The following is a 20931-nucleotide window of genomic DNA, read 5'->3' as shown; positions in this document are numbered from 1 at the left end:
AGGAAGCAGCCGCCCACCCCTGGGGTTTTTATTTAGTTTTTCGGTGCCGTTAGCGGACTATTCACCCTTCTTGACGGTGATCGTCCAGCCAGCCTCGTCGGTCTGCTCGAAGTTCGTCACCTCGTGACCGTCAGTGGCCGCCCAGCGCGGGATGGCGTCGGTGGCCTGGGTGCAGTCAAAGTCGATCTGCAGGGAGTCGCCGACCTGAAGCTGTGCGATGGCAGCCTTGGCGTCGATCAGTGGGAAGGGGCAGACCGCGCCGAGGGAGTCCAGCTTGTAGGTACGGTCCCCGACCAGCTCCAGGCCGGTCGTGGTGCCGGTGTTTTCGGACGTCGACCCGGCGGCCGTCGCAATCTGAGGACGCTCCAGGAGGGCCACGCCGGTGGTCTGGAAGCCGTACTGCGCGCCAGCGGACTGCAGGTCGGCAGCCTCTGCGGACTGCACGGCCGGAGCGGCGACGGTCGGTGCGGCATCAGCCTTCGGGGCGTCCTGCGTCGACTGTGCGCTCTGGCCCGGGACGGCGTCGGTGGGCTTGAGCCACAGCTTGGCTGCCGCCCAGATGCCGATGGAGATGAACAGCAGCGCAACCCAGCCCTGGTAGCTGAACAGGGAGGTCTGGACCATGCCGTTGCCGACGGTGCAGCCACCGGCGGCGGAGGCGCCGACACCCATCAGGATGCCGCCGACGACGGAGCGCACGGCCTGGGTAGCGGACGGCAGGCGCAGGCGGAACTCGCCGGAGGCCTTGGCGGCAAAGAATGCGCCGACCAGCAGGCCGAGGACCAGCAGCACGCCCCAGTCGACGGTGTCCTCACCGCTGATGAGGAACTTGGAGAGGTTGGAGGACGGGCTGGTGATGCCGAGGCCGTCGTTGCGGCCGGTGGCGGCGGAGAGTGGCCAGGCGATCACGCCGAGCACGCCGATGATGGCTGCGGTTGGGTAGAAGTGCCAGGGCTTTTCCGCGAGGATGTGCGCCAGGCCGGCCTTCTTCGGCTTCAGGGTGGCCATCTTCGGGGCCGCTGCCTCTTCGGCGAGGAAGTGGCGGGTCAGGAAGGCCACGCCGATGGCGAATGGGATCACCAGCCACCAGACGGAAACCCCCAGGGAGGCGTTAATGGTGGTCAGCGGCAGGGTCCAGCTGCGCAGGCCTTCGTTGAGGAAGTTCAGCGCGCCGCCCTTCATGGCGGCGGCGCTACCCGCGTAAAAGACGAGCGCCAGCCAGGAGCCGATGAGCCCCTCTGCCGAGCGGTACCAGGTACCGGAGGCGCAGCCGCCGGCGAGCACGATGCCCGCACCGAAGAGGAAGCCGCCCAGGGTCACGGCCAGCGGGGCGAATTCCTTGTAATCCGGGGTGATCACCCCAGCGGTGGTCAACGCCGCCAACCCCACAGCGTGGACGGCGATGACGATAAGCAGGGCGGTGAAGCCGCGCCATGTCTTGTTGAGGAAGATATCGCGGATCATGCCGGTGACGCAGAACCTGCCGCGTTGCATAACCCATCCGAGTACCACGCCGAGCGCGAGGCCGGTGATGACCATGTGTCTCTCTTTTCTGTCAGTAATGAACCGATCTGTCTATGTATGGCCGAGAACATTAGTGCCCCGCCGGAAGTTTGTAAAGCGTAAAACGTACCGACCTGTCTAGTTTTCACCCCATAGACATCATTCACGCAGGTAACCCGGCATAACTTTACCCCCATTGAAGAAGACCGAACGGTCTACAACTCGCCCCTTCCTCCACCAAGCACTGACTGATACCCATTTACTAGCTCCCGCATCAACCCGCTCACCTCACCCCACTGATCCGTTTTGCAGAGTTTGATGTCGCTTTTCCGCCAATTTCCGGCATCAAACTCTGCAAAACGCGCACGGCGGCCATATGACGGGACTCGCGTGGCGGCGCCGCACACACTGCTCGCGCGGCAGGCACACGACACTGGCGGAGCATCCGCCGCACCCCCGCTGCGCTACGCGACAACCCAGCCACCCCTCCGACCCGCAATGCAGTGACACGCCCAGAGCTCCAAAGTGAAGACCTTTATAGCCCGCGCCTATTGGGGCTTGAATAATTAAAAGGTTCTGCTATATTAATGGACAGAAGCTACGGCAGCGAAGTCCGCCGCAGCTAGGTACCCTTAAATAGTGAATGCCCACCCCGGGAATTCCGCAGGCCACCACCGGCCTGTGCGCCCGGTCACCACAGGGCAGACAATTCAAGCGACAAAGCAGGAAGGAAGTTCATATGTCTCTGATCAACACTGAGATTCTGGATTTCAAGAACCCGGTTTTCCACAACGGTGAGTTCTCCGAGGTCAGCAAGGACGACGTCCTCGGCAAGTGGTCCGTCTTCTTCTTCTACCCAGGCGACTTCACCTTCGTCTGCCCGACCGAGCTCGGCGACCTCGCAGACCACTACGAGGAGCTGCAGAAGATGGGCGTCGAGGTTTACGGTGTCTCCACCGACTCCCACTTCGTCCACAAGGCTTGGCACGAGTCCTCCGAGGAGGTCGGCAAGGTCAACTACCCGATGATCGGCGACTCCAACGGCGACCTGACCCGCAACTTCCAGAACATGCGCGAGGGCGTCGGCCAGGCCGACCGCGCGACCTTCCTGGTCGACCCGCAGGGCATCATCCAGTACATCGAGCAGACCGCCGAGGGCATCGGCCGCGACGCTTCCGAGCTGGTCCGCAAGATCAAGGCTGCCCAGTACGTCGCTGAGCACCCAGGCGAGGTCTGCCCGGCGAAGTGGGAAGAGGGCCAGGACACCCTGACCCCGGGCATCGACCTGGTTGGCAAGATCTAGCCTTTAGCTTCCAGATCTTTTAAGCGGCTCAAGCTCGCAGCCGCGAATGCTAAGGGCGGGCGGGCTCACTGCCCGCCCGCCCTTTCCCCTTATCTGTCGCTTCGCGCCACACGCCCGAGCCACCCCATAAAGCACTCATAAATCACCGCCCATACCGGCCCCGCACTACACACACGCCTTGAAGGAGGCAGCTAACCATGGCCAAGAAGCTCCTAGACGACAACCTGAAGTCCCAGCTCAGCCAGCTGGTCGACCGCATCACCGAGAAGGTCGAGCTCGTTTACTCCCTCGACGACCGCAGCCAGTCCGCAGACCTCAAGCAGCTGCTCGAGGACATCGCGGCACTCTCCGATAACATCACCGCCCGCCAGGACGACGAGCTTCACGAGCGCAAGCCTTCCTTCACCATTCAGCGTGCAGGCAGCGACATCGGCGTGAGCTTCGCGGGCATCCCGATGGGCCACGAGTTCAGCTCCCTGGTGCTGGCGCTCCTCCAGGTCGGCGGTAACCCGATCAAGGAAGAGCAGGACCTCATCGACCAGGTCGCAGCCCTGGACGGGGACTTCGAGTTCACGACCTACATGTCCCTGACCTGCCAGAACTGCCCGACCGTGGTGCAGGCGCTGAACGCGATGTCCGTCATCAACCCGCGGATCAAGCACACCGCGGTGGAGGGCTCCCTCTTCCAGGACGAGGTCAACGAGAAGGGCATCCAGGCCGTCCCGACCGTCTACCTCAACGGCGAGGAGTTCGCCTCCGGCCGCATGGACATCCAGGACTTCGTCGCCCGCCTCGACGACGGCCACGCCGAGCGCGAAGCCGCGAAGCTCAACGAGAAGGAGCCCTACGACGTCCTCGTCGTCGGCCAGGGCCCGGCTGGTGCGACCGCCGCGATCTACGTCGCCCGCAAGGGGCTGCGCGTCGGCATCGTCGGTGAGCGCTTCGGTGGCCAGGTGCTGGATACCCAGTCCATCGAGAACTACAGCTCCGTCCCGGAGACCGACGGTCCGACCTTCGCCGCGAACCTCGAGGCACACGTCAACGACTACGAGATCGACGTCATCAAGGCACAGTCCGCAACCGGCCTGACCCCGGGCAAGGACGGCGAGCTCAGCACCGTCCACTTCGGTGAGAACGCCTCCCTCAAGGCCCGCGAGGTCATCGTCGCCACGGGCGCGAACTGGCGCCTCATGGGTGTTCCGGGCGAGGATGAGTACCGCAACAAGGGTGTCTCCTTCTGCCCGCACTGCGACGGCCCGCTGTTCAAGGGCAAGGACATCGCCGTCATCGGTGGCGGTAACTCCGGCGTCGAGGCCGCCATCGACCTGGCCGGTGTGGTCAACCACCTCACCGTCCTGGAGTTCGCAGACACCTGCCGCGCCGACGATGTCCTCATGGACACCCTGCGCAGCCTGAAGAACGTCGACATCGTCACCTCCGCCGCGACGAAGGAGATCATCGGCGACGGCAAGGAGGTCACGGGTCTGAAGTACGAGGACCGCACCACCGGTGAGGTCAAGACCCTCGAGCTCTCCGGCCTGTTCATCCAGATCGGCCTGCTGCCGAACACCAAGTGGCTGGAGGGCTCCGGCGTGGAGCTGAACCAGATGGGCGAGATCGTCATCGACGCCAAGGGCAAGACCAATGTGCCGGGCGTTTACGGCGCTGGCGACTGCGCCACCGTGCCGTACAAGCAGATCGTGATCGCCACGGGCACCGGCGCCACCGCCGGCCTGTCCGCCTGGGAGCACAACGCGATCGGCTAATGCTCCGCCGCTAAGCCCTACCCCGGGCTGCTAAGCATCCGCCCCGGCCCCACCGCGATGGTGGCGCCGGGGGGTTGCTCTTTCTACAGGTGGGCGTGCTGGGCTCTGCCTTCGACGACTGGGCAGACGAACATCTGCTGGCGAAGCCACATCCAGGGATGGTCTCGCCAAGAGCCACCGCCGTGCCCGCAGCAAGCCCCCCTATAACACGAGAAAACGGCCCCCACCCAGTGGGCGGGAGCCGTCGTTCTTGCGAAGGCTTCTAGGCGCTTACTTGGCAGCCTCGATGCGCTGCTTCAGCGCCTCGTGCTGCTCCCAGACCTCGGCCGGAACCTTCGGGCCCAGGAACTTCAGCCACTCCTCGTTGGAGGCCACGTCGCGGTCCCACTCCTCCGGGTGGACGCTCAGCGCCTCGCGGATGTCCTCCTCCGGCTCGGAGAGACCCTCGGTGTCGAGGTCCTCGTAGCGAGCGGTGTAGCCAACCACGGTCTCATCGGCCTCGACGCGGCCCTCGATGCGGTCGACGATCCACTTCAGGACGCGGGAGTTCTCGCCGAAGCCCGGCCACAGGAAGCGGCCGTCCTCGCCGCGGCGGAACCAGTTGACCAGGAAGACCTCTGGCATCTTGTCGCCGCCCTTTTCGCCCATGTTGATCCAGTGCTGCAGGTAGTCACCGGCGTTGTAGCCGATGAACGGCAGCATGGCCATCGGGTCGTGACGCAGGGAGCCCACCGCTGCCTCGGCTGCAGCGGCGGTCTGGCCGGAAGCCATCGTCGCGCCGATGAAGGTGGCGTGGTTCCAGTCGCGGGCCTGGGTCACCAGCGGGACGGTGTCCGCGCGGCGGCCACCGAACAGGATCGCGGAGACCGGCACGCCGCGGTGGTCGTCGTACTCCGGTGCCGCGGTCGGGCACTGGGAGATCGGCGAGCAGTAGCGGGAGTTCGGGTGAGCGGCCTTGTCCTCGGACTCCGGGGTCCACTCGTTGCCCAGCCAGTCGATGAGGTGCTCCGGCTTGTTCTCCAGGCCCTCCCACCAGACGTTCTTGTCGTCGGTCAGGCCGACGTTGGTGTACAGGGTGTTGCCCGGCTCCATGGTCTTCATCGCGACCGGGTTGGAGGCGTAGTTGGTGCCCGGTGCCACGCCGAAGAAGCCGTTCTCCGGGTTCACGGCGTACAGGCGGCCGTCCTCGCCGAAGCGCAGCCACGCGATGTCGTCACCGACGACCTCCGCTCGCCAGCCCGGGATCGTCGGCTGCAGCATCGCCAGGTTGGTCTTACCGCAGGCAGACGGGAAGGCGGCACAGATGTAGTACGCCTTATCCTCCGGGCTGATCAGCTTCAGGATCAGCATGTGCTCGGCCATCCACCCCTCGTCGCGGCCCATGACGGTCGCGATGCGCAGGGCGTAGCACTTCTTGGCCAGGATGGCGTTGCCGCCGTAGCCGGAGCCGTAGGACCAGATCTCGCGGTCCTCCGGGAAGTGGGTGATGTACTTCGTGTCATTGCACGGCCACGGGACGTCCTTCTCGCCCGGCTCCAGCGGAGCGCCGACACTGTGCCAGCCCTTGACGAACTGACCGGTCTCGTCGATCTTCGCCAGAGCCTCTGCACCCATGCGGGTCATGATGCGCATGGACATCACGACGTAGGCGGAGTCGGTGAGCTCGATGCCCAGCTTCGGCTCCGGGTCAGAGATCGGGCCCATGCAGAACGGGACGACGTACATCGTGCGGCCGCGCATGGAGCCGGAGAAGTGCTGGCGCATCTCCTCGCGCATCTTCTCTGGCTCGACCCAGTTATTGGTCGGGCCGGCGTCCTCCTCCTTCTCGGAGCAGATGAAGGTGCGGGACTCGACGCGAGCCACGTCGGCCGGGTTGGAGCGTGCGAGGAAGCTATTCGGCTGTGCCTCCTCGTCCAGCTTGATGAGGGTGCCTCCCTCGACTAGCTGCTCGGCTAGCCGGTTCCATTCCTCGTCGGAGCCGTCACAAAATACGACGGAGTCCGGCTGGAACAGCTCTACGGATTCTTCGATCCAGTCCAGCAGCTCCTGGTTCTTGGTGGGTGCCTCGCCGACAAGCCCTCGGATGGTCATCGAATATTTTCCTTACGCTCGGCTATTTCTCTGGCTCAACACTATCGGTTCTGAGAGCGGATGTGGGGACCAGACTCACGGATCAGCCGGAATTGCCCACCTTTGTGTGGACTACTCCAACCGAGTCTGCGTCCCCTGCCCCGACGCACAGATTCGCGTCGCAGGCGCTGAGGTGCTCATTCGTGCTGATGAGTGCTGATGCGCAGAGTTTTTCTTCACCCCCCACACTAGCCCCACTCCCCCCGGTCCACACATTCCCAGCGCCCGGCATCCCAGGTTTTGCTCACCTCATTGGGGGTGGATTCGGCCACCCCCTCCACAGGCTCACTCACTTGTTGCCCGTTTTCTTTCGCATCCGCCGCCCCATCAGGACGCCAGGCTGTCCACTTGCCGTCGTAGGAGACGTTGCTGACGTAGTCCACGTGCCCGTCACCGTCCAGGTCAGAGACCGTGGTGACGCCGTCCTCGCCGGTGAATGTCGCGGAGTCTAAACCCTGCGGATTGGGGATGGCATACTCCGAGCCACCAACGGAGAAGACCATGTCCTGCCTGCCCGTGGCGTCCGGTTCCACCGGTAGATGGGAAAAGATATCGCCAAGAAAATCCATGCCTTATACCCCCGTTCGCAGCGTCAGCTGCTCAGCTACCCGCGGAATGTTCATGCGGGTGATCGTCTCTGTAACTTGTGCGCTCCAGGCTTCCTGGAGCAGGCGGAAGTCCGCCTCTCGTTGAGCCTGGTCGATAGCCCGCTGCTGCGCGCTGAGCCGGAACCATCCCAGCGCCACCGCCGCGAGCAGCCCCAGGCTGAGCCCCAACCACGGGTAGCCCGCCAGCCGACCCACCGCGAACAGCAGGCCGACCGCGCCCAGCACCCCAGCTGCCAGGGTGGCCAGTTGCGCGGCACGGCCGGGCACTTCCACCGGTTTGGCGGCCGGCGGAAGCGCGGTATCCACCGGTGGGCAGAGGATCCCTTGACTTAAGACCGCCACCCGCAGCTCCGCCAGGAATCGCCGGTGAGCTAGCTCGCGACCGCCCGAGCCAGCTTCCCCCAGGTCTGCGGCGGAGCACCCCTCTCGGATGAAGCGCTGCATCCGCAGCCGGATCGCCACGCGGACCTGTTCGAGGCGCTGTTGATCCGCCCGGCGCGCCGCCAGCTCCCACTGCTTGGCGTCCACGTAGAGCCGGTCGATCAACCGCTGTAGGCCGGCGATGTCCTGGGAGCCAAGAACATGGACCCCTGGGATGTTGGGCCAGCGGTGGTCGCTGAGCACCGCGACCACCCCGATGTTGCGGGCGACCGCCCGGACGATCTCCACGGCCTCCTCGGTGGGTTCCCCCGCGACAGCGACGACCCCGTCGATGTCCTTCCCAGGCCCCGCCCCCGGCACCGCCCGCACCCCGGTGAGCTGCTCGGCGACCTTCTTCGCCTCGGCCTCGTCCGGGCCGATCACGGCAATAGTCTTCATCTTTCCCCCATTTCCCCGGGCTTGTCCCGGGCTCTCCCCCATCGCCTTAGGCCCCGGGCGACGTACCCCACGCCGAAACTCCCGGAAAACCAGACCATCTGCAAGAATGATGACGATGACTAGCTCCAATAATTCCCCACAGGACGACCACCAGCAAGCCCTTTCGGAAGAAAACTCCGCACCGGCGACGGAAGTTACCGGAGGCACCGGCAGGCGCCCACTTCAGACGGTGTTCAACGACGGCCGCGACTACCCACGGCTATCCAGCTTCGCCTTCCGCCGCGGCACGCTCACCGATAACCAGGAGGCCACCTGGGAAGCCAACTGGCCGCGCCTAGGCAAGGAGCTCGACGAGCAGGTCAACGAGCAGTACATCGACCTGGATGAATGGTTCGGCCGCCATGCAGACACGATCGTGGAGATCGGCTCCGGCACCGGCACCTCCACCGCCGCGATGGCCCCGCTGGAGACCGATAAGAACATCGTCGCCGTCGAGCTCTACCGCCCCGGCCTGGCCAAGCTCGTCGGTGCGGTCAGCCGCGAAGGGATCGAGAACATCCGCATGATCAAGGGCGACGGCGTGGAGGTGCTGCAGCGCATGTTCCGGCCCGAGTCCCTGGCCGGGGTGCGTATCTTCTTCCCGGACCCGTGGCCCAAGGCCCGCCACCACAAGCGCCGCATCGTGCAGACCGGCACGCTGCACCTCATCGCCAGCCGGCTGCGCCCGGGCGGCATCCTGCACATCGCCACCGATCACGCGGAGTACGCCGAGTGGATCGACGAGCTCGTGAACGCAGAGCCGCAGCTCGAATACATCGGTTGGCCCGAGGAGCTCGCCAGCGGAGCAGACGACGGGCGCGGCCACCTCGGCCAGTTGGTGGACCGCCAGCTGCTCACGAAGTTCGAGGACAAGGGCCTGCGCAAGGAGCACACTATTAAGGAATACCTGTGGACGAAGAAGTAGCCGCTCGTTAGTCTTCCCTGGGAAATAGCTCCTAGGGACGCGGGGTAACCGGTGGTAGTTTGGATTGATCCCTATTCCAGATTTTTCTTAAGTGGTTTTCTCACCGCTGACAACGTTTCATCACAATTTATCCCGCATATGACTAGTCCTTCTTCTTCCGGTTCCGGCACCACCGTCGGGGAGCAGCATCGCTCCTACGGTGCCGCCACCGAGACCCGCCCCACCCTCCTGTTGGTGTGGGATGCCCCGAATATCGACATGGGGCTGGGCGCGATCCTGGGGGCTCGCCCCACCGCCGCCCACCGTCCCCGCTTCGACGCGGTAGGCCGCTGGGTTATCGACGAAACCGAGCAGCTCAACGAGGACTTCGGGCTCAGCGGTGAGGAACTGATCGAGCCCGAAGCGACCGTCTTCACGAACATCACCCCCGGTGGCGCTGACGTCGTTCGCCCCTGGGTGGAAGCCCTGCGCAACGTGGGCTTCGCGGTCTTCGCCAAGCCCAAGATCACCGAGGATTCGGACGTCGACGCCGACATGCTGGACCTCATCCGTCGCCGTCACTCGGAGGGCATTCTCGACGGGCTGATCGTTGCCAGTGCGGATGGCCAGAACTTCCGGGAGACCCTGGAGGAACTCTCCGAGGACATCCCCGTCACCGTGATCGGCTTCCGGGAGCATGTCGCCTGGGTGCTGGGCAACGAGAAGCTGCGTTTCGTGGACCTGGAGGATATCCCCGGGGTCTTCCGCGAACCGCTGCCGCGCGTGAGCCTGGACAACCTGCCGGACGAGGGCGCTTGGCTGCAGCCTTTCCGCCCGCTGACTGCGCTTGCCGAGCGCAGGGACAACAACCACCACAACCCTTCGGAGAACAACTTCCATGTTTAGCGCTTGGGGAAATTTCGCCTACCGTTTCCGCCGGGTCATCCCGCTGGTCATCATCGCGGCGGTGCTCGCGCTCTTCGCGACCGTGGGCACGCAGCTGGACGACCGGCTGAGCCAGGAGGGTTGGGACGACCCCGGCTCGCAGTCCACCCGGGCGAAGGAGATCGAGGAGGAGATCTTCGGTCGCGATGACTCGGGCGACGTGATTCTGCTGGTCACGGGCGACAAGCCGCAGTCGGTGACCACCCCGGAGGTCAAGGAATCGCTAACGAAGCAGCTGACCGCCCTGGAGGAGAAGTACCCGGATAACATCCGCACGATCAACTCCTACTGGGCCAACGGGCCACGCCAAATGGCCACCCCGGAGGGCGACGCCGCCTTCGCTTCCCTGGCGATGAAGGGTGAGGACGAGGACGTCCTGAACAACCTGCGCGCCATCGAGGATGACCTGGCCAAGATCGAGGTGCCGGGACTGAAGACGGAGATCGCGGGCCAGACCGCGGTGGCCGGGGCACTGGATTCGGGCATGTCCCGGGACATCTCCCGCGCCGAGATCTACGCCCTGCCGGCGGTCGGCGTGCTGCTGCTCATCGTCTTCGGTGGCGTGATCGCCGCGCTGATGCCGCTGCTGGTGGGCGTGCTGTCCATCCTCGGCTCCCTGGGCGTGCTCTCGCTGCTTGCGGCGACCACGCAGATCAACGTCTTCGCGATCTCCGTCGTCACCCTGCTGGGCCTGGGCCTGGCGATCGACTACGGCCTGTTCATGGTCTCCCGCTTCCGCGAGGAGCTCGCCGAGGGCAGCGACGTCCCAACCGCGGTGCGGAATACCACCGCGACGGCCGGTAAGACGGTGGTCTTCTCCGCGGCGATGGTGGCCGTCGCGCTCTCCGGCCTGCTGATCTTCCCGCAGGCCTTCCTGAAGTCCGTGGCCTTCGGCGCGATGAGCGCGGTCGGCCTGGCTGCGCTGCTCTCCGTGATGGTGCTGCCGAGCATCTTCGGCATGCTGGGCCACAACATCGATAAATGGGCGGTGCGCAAGCACAAGACCCGCACCCGCGACGAGCAGATCAACACCATCTGGGGTCGCATCCCGGCCTTCGCGATGCGCCACTCCAAGGCCGTGACCTTCCTGCTGGTCGCGCTTCTGCTTGCCCTGACCGCCCCGATGGCCGGCATCAAGTTCGGCGGCATCAACGAGACCTACCTGCCGCCGAACGAGACCACCCGCGTGGCGCAGAATAATTTCGACGAGAAGTTCCCGGCCTTCCGCACCGACCCGATCAAGCTCGTCATCCAGGGCGATCAGCAGGCGGTGGCCCAGGTCTACCGGGAGGCCAACGACATCACGGGGCTGACCGGTCCGTTCCGTGTCACGCAGCCGACGAAGGACAACACGACGGTGCTGTCCACCGGCATCGCCGACCGCGATGACTACAAGCGCATCGTCGAGGAGCTGGAGGACCTGAATGCCGAGGGCGCCGAGGTGCTGGTCGCCGGCACCCCGGCCATGGAGCAGGAATCAATCCAGGCCCTGTTCGACAAGCTGCCGTGGATGATGCTCTACATCGTGGTGGTCAGCTTCGTGCTCATGGCGCTGGTCTTCGGCTCGCTGATCATCCCGGCGAAGGCCGTGATCATGAACGTGCTGGGCATCGGCGCGACCCTGGGTGTGCTGACCCTGCTGTTCGTCGACGGCGTGGGCGCGGACCTGTTCAACTTCACCCCAGGCCCGCTGATGAGCCCGATCCTGGTGCTCATCGTGGCGATCCTCTTCGGCCTGTCCACGGACTACGAGGTCTTCCTGGTCTCCCGCATGGTGGAGGCCCGCTCCCACGGGGAGAGCACCGACCGTTCGATCCGCTTCGGCGTGGCGAATACCGGCGGGATCATCACCGCCGCCGCCCTGATCATGATCGTGGTCGCCGGCGCCTTCGGCTTCTCGGACATCGTGATGATGAAGTACATCGCCTACGGCATGATCACGGCCCTGATTTTGGACGCCACCGTGATCCGCCTGTTGCTGGTTCCGGCCGTGATGCACATGCTGCGCGAGGACAACTGGTGGGCACCCCGCTGGGTACAGCGGCTGTCCGAGAAGGTTGGCCACAACGAGCAGCTCGCCGATTCCCCGGTCGCCGTGGGTGCCGCCGAGCCGGCCCTGGTGGGTGCTGGCGCGCCTGCGGCGGCGGGTGCTGCTGCCCCGGCCGGTGGGGCCGCCACCGAGACCGCCCCGGAGCACGCCGGCCAGCGGGAGCCCCTGCCGGAGCCACTCGCAGACGTTAAGACAGACGACGAGGGCGACGTCGACACAGACAACGAGGCTGCTGCTGAGCCGACTGTTGCGCCGGAGGCTGAGGATGCCGGGCAGCGTGGGCGCACCGTACCCTTCGAGAAACTCATGGCGGAGCTGAGACGTCGTGAGGAGGGGCACCATGAAGAGGGGTGCCGCGAGGAGGGGCGCCAGGACTAGTGCTCGCCAAGACCTCCGCTTTCTTTCGTTCCCCCCTCACCCGGATCGCCATCTCACTGGCGGTGCTCGCCGCCATCGCGTTCATGGCGCACCGCCACTTCGGCTTCCTGGAAAACGGGTGGGAGGAGCTGAAGGCTGCCGATAACCGCTGGCTGCTGCTCGCCGCCGTGACCGTCCTGCTGTCGATGTTCGCACAGGCCGAGGTCATGGTCGTGCTGCTGCGCTCGGCGGGTATCAAGGTCCGGCGCCTCTCAGCCAACGTGCTGGGGCTGGTCGCGAATGCCTGGTCCGCATCCCTTCCCGGCGGCCCCGCCATCTCTGTGGCGATGATCTTCCGGGAGCAGCTGAAGTGGGGTGCGACCCCGGTGATCGCCAGCTGGTACATGGTCTTCTCCGGCCTGCTCGCGGGCGCGGGCATGGCTTTGCTGGGGATCGGCTCGGTCTTCTTCCTCGGGCTGAAGGTCAACCCACTCACGTTGGCTGTCTCGCTTGTGGTGTTGGTGGTGTTGGCGTCCTTAACGAATTGGGCCGCTCGCAACCCCAAGAAGGTGGAGGACTGGCTGATCGCCCGACTGCGGGCTTTCAACCGCTGGCGCAAGAAGCCGGAAGATCGGCACGTGGAGCAGCTCGCGGGCTTCTCCGAGCAGCTTGCGACGGTGGAGCTGCCGCTGCCGAAGCTCGCGCTGGCGATTAACTGGTCCCTGCTGAACTGGATCCTGGAGATCATTTGCCTGTTGGCCTGCACCTACGCGGTGGGGGCGAAGGCGCCGATCGCCGGGGTGGTGCTGAGCTTCATCTCCGCCAAGTTGGTCGGGCAGGCGCAGATCACCCCGGGCGGGCTGGGTCCGGTGGACATCATGCTGACCACGACCCTCGTGGGGGTTGCGGGGCTGACCTCCGGGCAGGCCTTCGCCGCCGTGATTGTCTTCCGCATGTTCAGCTTCGTCGGCCTCGTGGGTTTGGGCTGGTTCACCTTCCTCGTGGCGAAGCTGCCCAACCCCCGCGAGCTGGCACCGGGTTCTGAGGCCGACGCCTCGAAGGCAGCCGCTGAGGCCGCCCCGAGTACAGGCTCGAAGACCTCCCCCGAAGCGCCCAAGAACCCCGGCCCCACCTCCGGCTAAGCTGAGGGCATGTCTACTGCCCCGCACAACGCTGCTGCCCCCACCACCACCGCGCCAACCTCCGGCGCTCTCGCGCCCGTACTGGATCTTCTGGCGCTGCTGATCTTCGCGCTGCTCGCGCGCCTGGCCCACGACGACGGCTCGGGCTTCAGCGTCCTGCGCTGGCTGGACACCGCCTGGCCCTTCATGCTGGGGGCGGCGATCGTCTGGGGCATCCTACTTGCCACGGGTGCCCGCGCCGCCGGCCGGGCACTGCGCACCGGGGTATTCGTGTGGCTGGGCAGCCTCATCGTCGGGTTGGGTATTTGGGGTATCCGCAACTCGGCGATCCCGCACTGGTCCTTCATCCTGGTGGCCACAGTGATGTCCGCGCTGCTGCTCTTCGGTTGGCGCGGAATCGCCCAGCTCCGGACGCGAAAGAGCTAAACCTCCCCAGCCGCCTGACACTTTTTTGAAGAATTTTTACGAAGTTTGCACGAAACTTAGTTTTGCGCGCCTAGTATTCTGTGACATGGGACACACAAGGAAACTTCGATTCGCAGGAATTCTGGGTGTCGGCCTGCTGGCATCCGGGGGAATGGGCGTCGCCATGGCCGAAGGCGGGATCTCCGCCAACTTGGCGCTGTCCAACACGATCTTCAACATGGACGTCGGCGGTCTGGACGCGGACGGCTTCTCCCTCTTCGTCGATTCCGACAAGCTGGCCAATGGCGAGGAGACGGTCTCCCGCATCAAGATGACCAAGGCCCGCGTGTCCGACGTGTGCATGTCCGCACCGATCAAGGTGCCGGGTATTGGGGAGAAAAAGTTCCAGATGCTCGTGCCGGGCCAGAACATGGAAGCCGAGAACATGATCATCGGCGCCCCTGATCTGAGCGGTGGCATGACCCTGGTCAAGCCGCAGATCGGCATCGATGCGAGCCAGGTCGACAAGAATGCCGCTCCCGGTGCGTGGGGTATCGCGGCCGAGAAGCTCATCTCCGATGGGCAGACCATGCACGCATCCTCGCTGTCCGCAGATCAGCTGACCGCGGCGGGTAGCGAGATCACACTGGTGAATCCAGATGACGCAGAGTGCTAACGGTGCGGCGGCGGAGGCGGCAGCCACCGACGCGACGAGCACCGGTGGCACCCCCGCAGCCGAGAACGCGGATACCCAAGAGCTGTCGACCACTCCAGACGCGGATACAGACACCGCTGCTGGCGATGATAGAAACGAAACCACGGATGCCCAGCGCCGTTCCGGTTTCGCCCAGGGGCGGGGCAGCCGCCCCTCTTTCACTCAGTGGCGGCGCAGCCGCCCCTTCTTCGCCGGGCTGCTGATGCTGCTGGGCGGGGTCGTGATCCTCACCCCGGCGTACCTCTCACTGGAGGTCTCGAACATCATCATCCAGGTCTCGACAATCTCCGGGGTGTCCACCTTCATCATCGGTGCCCTGCTGGTCGCCTGCGGGCTGATGACGTGGTTCGGGGGCGGCAGCCGCATCCTCACCGGCGTGGCTGGCATCATCCTGGGCATCGTCGCGCTGCCGACGTCCAACTTCGGCGGCTTCGTGCTCGGCACCCTGCTGGCCCTGGTGGGCGGCGCCCTGGCACTGTCCTGGACGGAATCCTCCAAGGAGGAACTCGCCGCGCAGCGGGAGGCCAAGAAGCAGCAGAAGACGGATCGGGCCACCACCGAGTCGAGCAAGACCTCCGGGGCCAGCAATTCCACCGCTGTTGCGGTTCTCGCAGCCGTCACCGCGACCGGACTGGCCGCGGGTCTGACTGCCACGGCGGGAGCGCCACCGGCGCAGGCGCAGCTGGAGCTGCCGAAGTTCCCGGATCTGCCGGGCACGCCCAAGGCCCCGGGGGCGGCGAAGCCCCCGGCACAGCAACGGCCTGCCGCGCCCAAGCTGCCGGAAACCCCAAAACTCCCTGATCCCCCGAAGCTGCCTGACCTCCCGAAGCTGGGAGAGGCGCCCAAGCTCCCGGAGATCCCGGAGGAATACGAGATGGATCTCACTCCCCCAGCCCCCATCGAGGGACTGCGGGGAATCCCGGGGAACACCTTCCAAATCACGACCGACTCCACCTCGCTGCTGGGCAACATGAAGCTCTCCCTGATCACGCTGGAGACCCAGCAGGGGCCGAAGCCGGCACTGCGCATCGACGCGGACAAGGCCGTCCTGCAGAACCTGGCCATGGAGATGCCCGGCCAGACCGCTGGCCCGATCTGGCAGCGCACCGGCCCCGGCAAGACCAGCGTGCTGAGCGGCAACTTCCACATCATCGTGAGCAAGCTGACCATCACCCCGGAGATCGCCGGGGTAAAGACAATCCCGATCACCATCGACGCCTCCTGGGCGCCGGAGGAGATCAAGAAGGAAGCCGCGAAGATGGGGCTCGGCCAGCCCGACGCGCTCTCCGAGAAGCTGCGGATGCTGGACGGCACCATGGAGGCCTACGTGGTCTCCTCGGACCGCATCGACCTACCCAAGGGCACGTCGCTAGCCCCCTAAGTGCATAATTAGTGGCATGAGCCACACAGAGAATCACGCAACGGAGGACGTGGAGCCAGAAACGACGGCGTCGGCCGCCCGGGAGGGGACGGCCGGCGCCGCTGGCGTATCTAGGGGGCTCACACCAACCGATCCGGGCTACAAGAGGGCACTGATCGGCGCGCTTTTCGCCGGTCTGGCGTCCTTCAACGCCATGTACGTCACCCAGGCGGTGCTGCCGAGCATCACCGCGGACTTTGGCATCAGCCCCACCGTCGCCGCGCTCTCCGTCTCGGCGACGACGGGCGCGCTCGCGCTGTCCGTCATCCCCGTCGGCATCCTCTCCGAGCGGCTGGGGCGCTACCGCATCCTGCAGATCAGCGTCATGGCCGCCACCTTCCTGAGCCTGCTGGTGGCCATCGCGCCAGGGGTCGGCTCGCTGCTGCTCATGCGCGCCCTGCAGGGCGTGGCGGTGGCCGGCGTGCCCGCGGTGATCATGACCTACCTCGCCGAGGAGATCGACGCCCAACACCTGCCGCGGGTGATGGGCTTCTATATTTCCGGCACGAGCATCGGCGGCCTCTTCGGCCGCCTCATCCCCGGCGCGGTGCTGGAATTCGCGGACTGGCGCGTCGCGGTGCTGACCTCGGGTGGGGTCTCCGTCCTCATCGGCCTGGCGATGCTGGTGCTGCTGCCGCCGTCGCGGAATTTCACACCGAAGAAGATCACGGTCTCCCACGAGCTCGCCGCCTTCGCGGGCCACTTCCGCTCGCCGGTGCTGCTCGGGCTGTTCGTGCTGCCCTTCCTGCTGATGGGCGCCTTCGTCTCCCTGTACAACTACCTGGGCTTCCACCTGATCGGCGAGTACGGGCTACCAGAATCACTGGCCGCCGCGGTCTTCGTCATCTATCTTTCCGGCACCTGGTCCTCCGCCCGGGCGGGTCGGGCCGTGCAGGCCTACGGCCAGGGCCGGGTGCTCACCGTCGCGATGGTGCTGGCACTGGCCGGTTTGTTGCTGATGTTCATCCCGACGGTCTGGCTCACCGTCACCGGCGCCCTGCTATTCACCGCCGCATTCTTCGCCTGCCACTCCGTGGCCAGCGGCTGGGTGAGCGCGGCGGCCAAGAAGGACCGCGCCGAGGCCTCCAGCACCTATGTGCTGAGCTACTACCTGGGTTCCTCCCTGCTGGGCGCGCTCTCGGGCCAGTTCTTCGACATCAGCTGGGAGGCGCTGCTCGCCTGGCTCACCGGGCTCTATGTGCTGGCCCTGCTCATCACGCTCTTCGTGCACCGCAAGGCCAAGCAGCAGGCTTAGCCCCCGGGTAGCACGCCCCTCGCGCACACACCTCACGCCCGCCCCGCACAGGCCCACACCGGCGCGCTCCCCCAGGAAGTGCACCCCCAGCGCGCCTGGGCCCCTAGCGCGAGCTAGGGCTCGCCGTGAATGCGGGAATCCGGAAGTTGGCGCGGCATGACCTTGCCGGTCGGGTTGTACGGCAGCTCGTCGACGAAGACGACATCCCGGGGCACGGAGTGCTCGGCGAGCTTCCCCAGGACCCAGTCCTGAACGGCCTTCTTCGTGAGGCGCCGGCCGGTCTCGTCGTCCTCCCGAACAATCCACACAGCCAGGCGTGCGAAGGTGTCCTCGTCCTCCACACCCTTGACGAAGAGGTCGCGGATTCCCGGCATGGGCTCCAGCACCTCGGTGACGGACTTCGGGTAGACGTTCTCGCCGCCGACGATGATCATGTCGTCGTTGCGGCCCAGGACGTAGAGGCGGCCGTCCTCGGTGAGATAACCCTTGTCGCCGATCTCCAGCAGGCCCTTTTCGATCACCATCTTGTCGCGGGCGTTGGTGTACTGCTTCATCGTCATCGCGCCGCGGCAGAAGATGCGGCCGACCTGGCCCGGGGGCAGCTCGTTGCCGTCCTCGTCCAAAATCTTGATGCGCACGCCGGTGACGGCGCGGCCCGCGAGCTTCGGATCCTCTGCCAGCTCCTCCGGGGTGGTCATCACGCAGGAGGAGGCCTCGGTGGAGCCGTAGAAGTTCGCCAGCACCGGCCCGAACTTCGCCTGGACCGCGCGGATGAAGTCCGGGGTCATCGCGTGGCCGGAGGAGATGATCATCTTCACGCGGGAGACGTCGTAGTCCCCCTCCTCGGCGACCCGCAGCTGTTCCTTCAGGAAGATCGGCGAGGTGATGATGCCCTCGACCTGGTAGTTCACCAGGTCCTCCATCGCCTGCTTCGGGTCGAAGATACGGCGCAGCACCACGGTCGCGCGGTGGGCGATGATGAGGTTGATGTTCGCCCAGCCCCAGGAGTGGAACATGGAGGCGGACATCTGCAGCATCATGTTCTTGCGCCACGGCACGCGGGTGACCAGCGCGCGCAGCGGGGTCGGGATCAGCGGCTCCCGGATGGCCACGCCCTTCGGCGTGCCGGAGGTGCCGGAGGACATGATGATGATGTGGTCGCGCTTCGGGAACAGCGGCAGCTTCTCTGCTTCCGCGCTCGGGGCGGTGTCGATGAGCTGCTGGAAGGTCGGCCAGGAGGCGTCGCGCACCTTCGGGTTGCCGAGGTCCTCGGCGTGCCCGATGATGATCTCGCAGCCGCCGAGGTCCTCCGGCAGGCGCTCGGCGAATTCCTCGTCGATGTACAGCAGGTCCAGGTCGTGTTCCACCAGGGACTTAGCTAGCTGTTCCGGGGAGCTGCCGATATTCAGCAGGAAGATCTTGGTGCCGATGAAGCCCTTGGCGCCGATGGCGTAGATGATCGCGCGGCTATTGCGGCACATCACGCCGACCCGGGCACCGGAGCTCACGCCGCGGCGCTGCAGGGAGCGGGCCAGGGCCTGGACGTCATCCAGCATCTCACGGTAGGTGCGCTGCCCCATGTCGTCGATGAAGGCCAGCTGATCTGGGGCGTGGAAGGCCGCGTAGCGCATCTGGCGGGCGGTGCTGAAGCCGTAGCGGGCGATGCCCTCCAGGAAGGCGAGCTGGCCACGCACGCCGCCTCCCTTGGCGACGATGTCGGAGCGCAGCACCGGGATCAGCCCGCGCCCCACGGCGGAGACCTCGGTGGCGAGGCCCTCTGCCGAGTACTTAAGGCTATTGGCGAGCTTCTTGATCTGGCTCAGCGGCGACTGCGTCGTCATATACTTCCCATCTTGTTGGCCGGTTGTTTGGACCCAAAAATTACTATGGATATTACGCCGAAAACAACACGAGCGCGGCGGAACTCGAGAGAATCCGCCACGCTGTGTGCGCTCACCGATGCGGCTACATCGGCAGAATCGTGTGCTTCTTCTTTTCCCTCGGAGTGCGCTTGTGCGCCAGCTGGCGCAGCGCCTGACGCAGCTGCACGCGGGTGTCCTCCGGGGAGATGATCGCGTCCACGTAGCCCCGCTCCGCGGATACATAGGGGCTGGTCATGTTGGCGTTGTAGAAGTCCATGAACATCTTCTTCGCCACCACCCGCTTCTCCGGCGGCATCGCGGCCAGTTCCTTGCCCTTCATCATGACGACGGCAGCCTCCGCGCCCATCACCGCGATCTGCGCGGTCGGCCACGCGAGGTTCACATCCGCCGTGAGGTTCTTCGAGCCCATGACGGCGTAACCGCCGCCGAACGCCTTGCGCACCACCACGGTGACCTTCGGCACCGTCGCGTCGGCCAGGGCGAAGCCCAGGTGCGCACCACGGTGGATCAGGCCGACCTTCTCCTGCTCCGCGCCCGGCAGGTAGCCGGGGGTGTCCACGACGAAGACGAGCGGGATGTTGTAGGCATTGTTGATGCGGATGAAGCGGGAGGCCTTGTCCGCGGCCTCAGCATCCAGGCAGCCGGCCAGCACCATCGGCTGGTTCGCGATCACGCCGACCGTCTGCCCGTCGATGCGCGCGTAGGCGGTGATGACGTTGGCGCCGTAGTCGCCCTGCACCTCGAGGACGTTCTCGTCGTCGAAGATGCGGGTCAGCACGTCCATCATGTCGTAACCGGCGTTCGGGTCGTCCGGAATGATGGAGTTCAGTTCCTTATCCCGCTCCGTCAGGGAGTCGTTCGGCGCCCAGTACTGTGGCAGTTCGTCGAAGGCCGAGGAGGGCAGGAAGTCCAACAGATCCTTCGTGTAGTTGAAGGCCTCCTCCTCGGTGGCGGCGACGTAGCTGATGTTGCCGTTGCGGGCCTGCTGGCGGGCCCCGCCCAGCTCCTCCATGGAGACCTTCTCGCCGGTCACGGACTCGATGACGGCCGGGCCGGTGACGAACATCTGGGTGCGGCCGTCCACGGCGATGAGGAAGTCCGTCGTCACGGGGGCGTAGACCGCTCCACCTGCGGAGGGGCCCAGGAGGATGGAGATCTGCGGGCTCTGGCCGGAGAGCGGAACCTGGCGGCGTGCGATCTCGGAGTACATGGCCAGGGAGGTCACGGCGTCCTGAATGCGGGCGCCGCCGGAGTCGTTGATGCCGATGACCGGGATGCCGACGCGGGTGGCCATGTCCATGACCTCGGTGACCTTCTTGCCGAAGGTCTCGCCCACGGAGCCGCCGAAAACGGACTTGTCGTGGGCATAGATCGCGACGGGGCGGCCGCCGATGCGGCCGTAGCCGGTGACCACACCGTCGCCGTAGGGGGCACTCGGGTCGCCCGGGGCCTGGCCGAGGGCACCGATCTCGGTGAAGGATCCCTCGTCGAGGAGGGCGTCGATGCGCTGGCGCGGGGTGGTGAGCCCAGCGGCGTCGCGCTTGGCCTTCGCCGACTCGGAGCCCGGGTCCTGCGCCAGCTCGAGCCGGCGCTGCAGATCCTTCAGCTTTGCGGACACGCTGCTGTCCGCTGGAGCAGTATCCTCACCCTGCGGGTTGGCCTGGTCAGCAGAGTCTTCAGACACGTC

Annotated in this window: 16 protein-coding genes; 10 read left to right on the top strand and 6 right to left on the bottom strand. The window is 65.7% G+C overall.

Features of this window, described 5'->3' with window-relative positions; all coding sequences use genetic code 11:
- Positions 1 to 57: 57 nt before the first annotated feature.
- Positions 58 to 1539, bottom strand: coding sequence for a YeeE/YedE thiosulfate transporter family protein (locus QP140_RS04755; RefSeq protein WP_284758482.1), 1482 nt, complete (start codon positions 1537 to 1539; stop codon positions 58 to 60).
- 703 nt (positions 1540 to 2242) lie between these two features.
- On the opposite strand from QP140_RS04755, the gene ahpC reads away from it, so the two are divergent.
- Together ahpC and ahpF are read left to right on the top strand one after the other, a co-directional pair.
- Positions 2243 to 2806, top strand: coding sequence for an alkyl hydroperoxide reductase subunit C (gene ahpC, locus QP140_RS04750; protein ID WP_012359441.1), 564 nt, complete (start codon positions 2243 to 2245; stop codon positions 2804 to 2806).
- 197 nt (positions 2807 to 3003) lie between these two features.
- Positions 3004 to 4572, top strand: a complete 1569-nt coding sequence (gene ahpF / locus QP140_RS04745) for an alkyl hydroperoxide reductase subunit F (protein WP_070758525.1) — start codon at positions 3004 to 3006, stop codon at positions 4570 to 4572.
- Positions 4573 to 4842: 270 nt separating this feature from the next.
- On the opposite strand, the gene QP140_RS04740 is transcribed toward ahpF, so the two are convergent.
- The 3 genes from QP140_RS04740 to QP140_RS04730 all read right to left on the bottom strand — a co-directional run bounded on the left by QP140_RS04740 (position 4843) and on the right by QP140_RS04730 (position 8129).
- A complete protein-coding gene (locus QP140_RS04740) occupies positions 4843 to 6663 on the bottom strand; it encodes a phosphoenolpyruvate carboxykinase (GTP) (RefSeq protein ID WP_070758524.1) in 1821 nt (606 codons plus the stop codon).
- Between the two features lie 227 nt (positions 6664 to 6890).
- Positions 6891 to 7271 (bottom strand): DUF6802 family protein, encoded by a 381-nt coding sequence (locus tag QP140_RS04735; protein ID WP_148811535.1) that lies wholly within the window; start codon positions 7269 to 7271, stop codon positions 6891 to 6893.
- A gap of 3 nt (positions 7272 to 7274) precedes the next feature.
- Positions 7275 to 8129 carry a hypothetical protein gene (locus QP140_RS04730; protein ID WP_284758479.1) on the bottom strand — a complete coding sequence of 285 codons (855 nt, stop codon included), beginning with the start codon at positions 8127 to 8129 and terminating at the stop codon, positions 7275 to 7277.
- A gap of 115 nt (positions 8130 to 8244) precedes the next feature.
- On the opposite strand from QP140_RS04730, the gene trmB reads away from it, so the two are divergent.
- The 8 genes from trmB (at position 8245) to QP140_RS04690 (ending at position 17361) form a co-directional block, all read left to right on the top strand.
- Positions 8245 to 9093: a tRNA (guanosine(46)-N7)-methyltransferase TrmB gene (trmB, locus tag QP140_RS04725; RefSeq protein WP_012359436.1), complete on the top strand. Its 849-nt coding sequence runs from the start codon at positions 8245 to 8247 to the stop codon at positions 9091 to 9093.
- A gap of 138 nt (positions 9094 to 9231) precedes the next feature.
- Positions 9232 to 9978 carry an NYN domain-containing protein gene (locus QP140_RS04720; RefSeq protein WP_442875001.1) on the top strand — a complete coding sequence of 249 codons (747 nt, stop codon included), beginning with the start codon at positions 9232 to 9234 and terminating at the stop codon, positions 9976 to 9978.
- Positions 9971 to 12445: an MMPL family transporter gene (locus QP140_RS04715; RefSeq protein WP_284758476.1), complete on the top strand. Its 2475-nt coding sequence runs from the start codon at positions 9971 to 9973 to the stop codon at positions 12443 to 12445. The genes QP140_RS04720 and QP140_RS04715 overlap by 8 nt, the downstream gene beginning before the upstream one ends.
- A complete protein-coding gene (locus QP140_RS04710; protein ID WP_070761761.1) occupies positions 12445 to 13566 on the top strand; it encodes a TIGR00374 family protein in 1122 nt (373 codons plus the stop codon). The genes QP140_RS04715 and QP140_RS04710 overlap by 1 nt, the downstream gene beginning before the upstream one ends.
- A 9-nt stretch (positions 13567 to 13575) precedes the next feature.
- Positions 13576 to 13992 carry a DUF3054 domain-containing protein gene (locus QP140_RS04705; protein WP_070758517.1) on the top strand — a complete coding sequence of 139 codons (417 nt, stop codon included), beginning with the start codon at positions 13576 to 13578 and terminating at the stop codon, positions 13990 to 13992.
- 85 nt (positions 13993 to 14077) lie between these two features.
- Complete coding sequence (locus QP140_RS04700; protein WP_284758472.1) at positions 14078 to 14647, top strand: DUF6230 family protein; 570 nt, start codon at positions 14078 to 14080, stop codon at positions 14645 to 14647.
- Positions 14631 to 16067 carry a DUF6114 domain-containing protein gene (locus QP140_RS04695; protein ID WP_284758470.1) on the top strand — a complete coding sequence of 479 codons (1437 nt, stop codon included), beginning with the start codon at positions 14631 to 14633 and terminating at the stop codon, positions 16065 to 16067. Before QP140_RS04700 ends, QP140_RS04695 begins: the two co-directional genes overlap by 17 nt.
- A gap of 16 nt (positions 16068 to 16083) precedes the next feature.
- Complete coding sequence (locus tag QP140_RS04690) at positions 16084 to 17361, top strand: MFS transporter (RefSeq protein ID WP_284758468.1); 1278 nt, start codon at positions 16084 to 16086, stop codon at positions 17359 to 17361.
- 113 nt (positions 17362 to 17474) lie between these two features.
- Here QP140_RS04690 and QP140_RS04685 read toward each other — a convergent pair whose 3' ends face one another.
- Both QP140_RS04685 and QP140_RS04680 read right to left on the bottom strand, forming a co-directional pair.
- Complete coding sequence (locus QP140_RS04685) at positions 17475 to 19202, bottom strand: acyl-CoA synthetase (protein ID WP_284758467.1); 1728 nt, start codon at positions 19200 to 19202, stop codon at positions 17475 to 17477.
- A gap of 124 nt (positions 19203 to 19326) precedes the next feature.
- Entirely contained in the window at positions 19327 to 20928 is a 1602-nt protein-coding gene (locus tag QP140_RS04680) for an acyl-CoA carboxylase subunit beta (protein WP_284758466.1), read from the bottom strand.
- Positions 20929 to 20931: the final 3 nt, after the last annotated feature.

Source organism: Corynebacterium sp. UMB9976, assembly GCF_030212265.1.
Classification (GTDB): Bacteria; Actinomycetota; Actinomycetes; order Mycobacteriales; family Mycobacteriaceae; genus Corynebacterium.
This window is presented reverse-complemented; position numbering and strand designations above follow the sequence as displayed.